Annotated in this window: 1 protein-coding gene; it reads left to right on the top strand. The window is 35.8% G+C overall.

Going from position 1 to position 271, the window contains the following annotated elements; all coding sequences use genetic code 11:
• Positions 1-59 precede the first annotated feature (59 nt).
• A partial coding sequence (locus AAEY75_RS15225) for an ABC transporter substrate-binding protein (RefSeq protein ID WP_352260053.1) occupies positions 60-271 on the top strand: 212 nt, incomplete at its 3' end.

Raw genomic sequence — 271 nt, 5'->3', positions numbered from 1 at the left:
CACTTGAAAAGAACAATGAATACTGGGATAAAGACACTGTGAAATTGAAAAAGATTAACATGTCTATGATCAAAGATACAAACACTGAACTTAGCATGTTCAAAAAAGGCGAACTTGACTGGGCTGGTTCTCCAACTGGAAGCCTTCCAACTGAGTCTTTAAAAACGTTGAAAAAAGAAGGCGGTCTTGAAATTCAAACGATCGCTGGTATCTATAACTACAAATTCAATACAAAAGTAAAACCTTTAAACAATGCGAACATCCGTAAAGC

It is taken from the genome of Psychrobacter sp. TB55-MNA-CIBAN-0194, from assembly GCF_040309505.1.
GTDB lineage: Bacteria > Pseudomonadota > Gammaproteobacteria > Pseudomonadales > Moraxellaceae > Psychrobacter > Psychrobacter fozii.
Note: the sequence above shows the minus strand (reverse complement) of the source record. Positions and strands in the feature narration are given on the sequence as shown.